The organism is Desulfovulcanus sp., assembly GCF_982781345.1.
Genome location: NZ_CEYAEZ010000117.1, coordinates 1 through 2,224, shown reverse-complemented (window position 1 = coordinate 2,224; position 2,224 = coordinate 1). Strand labels below are relative to the sequence as shown.

Genomic DNA, 2,224 nt, shown 5'->3' with positions numbered 1-2,224 from the left:
TTACAAGTCATCCTTGATGCCAACCCGCTCTTATTTCATGAACTACCCCATCATTTTCGCTTCTTCGTCAATTACGAGTCCCACTTTACGGTACTCGTAATTGACGACATCCTACCACTTTCTTGATTTAAGCCGTTAATAGGAATACATAAGTAGAGAAAAGTTGATCAGCCAGGTTGATAACCAGCTAGAAGACTGACAACATGTTGATATTACATGCAATTAACTAAAGTAAATGATTAATTTCTCCAGCCTACCAGACAGAATTGTTATTTCCGTAGAGGCCTTTATAGGCCGTTCTGGCGTAAAGATTTATCATAACCTATTACGATTTAACGGAGGCAATGATGTTCTATCAAATCTTGCGCAATAAATTTCTACATCTGGCTCAAAAAGAACGCCTTTTAGACAAAAAAATTACTATAAAAACGCGTATCTTAAGAACGGATGAAGCTATTGGCAACCCTGAGAGACAGGATTTTCCTCTTTTAGGAGGCAAAGAAGTGCTCATGGAAGCAACCTTTATGGATAAAAAGGGTCAGGCCTATACTGATGCCCCTTCGAATTTTTCCGGCTATTTGCATGAAATTATCCATTTACAACTGCAAGATTCTCGCTCCAGAGCCTTATTTATTGCCACCTTGAATGCAGTTCTGCGATATCTAAACCCGGATTTAACAACTATCCATTGCAAGAATAACGAGCCAGAAGAATGCGCCTGGAAGATAGCTGATTTTGTAAAAAAATTTCACCCCACCTGTGTAGGTCTGATAGGACTCCAACCAGCCATTCTTGAAGCCCTAGTTAAAGCTCTTGGGCCTAATTCTGTTCTATGTATAGATAGGAATGAAAAAAACCGGGACAAAATCAAATATGGCATACCTATTGAATGGGGAAACAATATAGGAATGAAAAAAATATTCAAAAAAAGTAACATCATCTTGGCCACCGGCTCTACTATTGTCAATGGATCGCTTGTAGACATACTGGAGAATGCCCATAAATTTAATCGTCAGGTATATTTTTACGGAACCACCATCGCCGGAGCAGCCAAGATAATGGAATTAGATCGGTTATGCTTTAAATCTATCTAGGCTCAAAAGGTGACGGGTAAATTCAGCAGCCAATTATCCCTAAGCTAGGCAAAAAGGTTGGCAAATGATACTCAATAAAGAAGAAAAAAAGTACTACCAACGAGAATACGAACATATGTTGAAAATCCTTGGCTCTGATGCAGAGGTCTGGAAGTCCCTGCAGCATCAGTTTTCAGTTCTCAATCAACGCAACCAAACCATTTTTCAATTGGGTGCCTTGGCAATCACGGTGACCGGTTTTTCAGGGCACAGAATTGTAGCAGCTGGCGTTTATAGCGGCATTCCTCTGGTTATTGGACTCTGTACAATCCTGGCTGCGCTTTTTACAGCTCTTTACGGAGTAAGCAGATTACGCTGGATTTCCACCTTTCAGGCAGACGATTTACCTCAAAGTTTTATTATGATTCTCAAAATCAGGGACGCAAAAACCAGACATTTCAAAATATCACTTTCAATTCTGCTTGCAGGCCTATGTTTTTACGTTTTTGCCATATCCAACTATCTAATCCAGGCTTCTCATGGCTTAATCAAGATTTACTGAGCTTTTCCCCGAAGGATTCCTTGATAATTCCTCGGCAGAGGTTTCGATCTTATATTGATTGATACCTTTATCTTTGAAAATATAAACAGACCCGTCAGAAACTTCTTTATAAAAATGTCATTTTGACGGCAAATATTTTCATTTTTGTTAAAACAAACACCTCATCTTGGATTAAATTTTTTTCACCTCACTCATTGATTTGCTTAAAGCCTCTGAACCGGGGTAAAAACCGCAAATGTTGAAGAGCATAAAAAATTATATTTCGTCGCCGTAATACTTCTCTATTATTGTATTTGTTATTTTATCGATCAATTGGATAGCACCGTTATAGCCTACTACAGATATTCTCTGTGCTCAAAGCCTATCATATATTGGAAAACCTACTCTTATCAAAGGAACATTCTCAGCATTAGCTATTCGTGCCCCGTATGAATCTCCAATTAGTATTTCTATACCAATTTTTCTTACATATTGGATTTTTCTTACATATTGGTGTAGATCATGTAAATCTCCACCAGATAGTATTACAGGGTTCACTAGTGTCCGGTTAAATTTTGGTCACTTTTTAGGAAAGATATACCAGTCAATA

General features: G+C 38.1%; 3 protein-coding genes. 2 read left to right on the top strand and 1 reads right to left on the bottom strand.

The genetic code is table 11. The features are described from left to right. Nucleotides 1-344 precede the first annotated feature (344 nt). Both AC3WVG_RS11430 and AC3WVG_RS11425 read left to right on the top strand, forming a co-directional pair. Nucleotides 345-1,094, top strand: coding sequence for a Rossmann-like domain-containing protein (locus AC3WVG_RS11430; RefSeq protein WP_488798246.1), 750 nt, complete (start codon nucleotides 345-347; stop codon nucleotides 1,092-1,094). 64 nt (nucleotides 1,095-1,158) lie between these two features. Next, nucleotides 1,159-1,635, top strand: coding sequence for a hypothetical protein (locus tag AC3WVG_RS11425; RefSeq protein ID WP_488798245.1), 477 nt, complete (start codon nucleotides 1,159-1,161; stop codon nucleotides 1,633-1,635). A gap of 354 nt (nucleotides 1,636-1,989) precedes the next feature. On the opposite strand, the gene AC3WVG_RS11420 is transcribed toward AC3WVG_RS11425, so the two are convergent. Then, on the bottom strand, nucleotides 1,990-2,172 hold the full coding sequence (locus AC3WVG_RS11420) for a nitrogenase component 1 (protein ID WP_488798244.1): 183 nt from the start codon (nucleotides 2,170-2,172) through the stop codon (nucleotides 1,990-1,992). Between the last annotated feature and the right edge of the window lie 52 nt (nucleotides 2,173-2,224).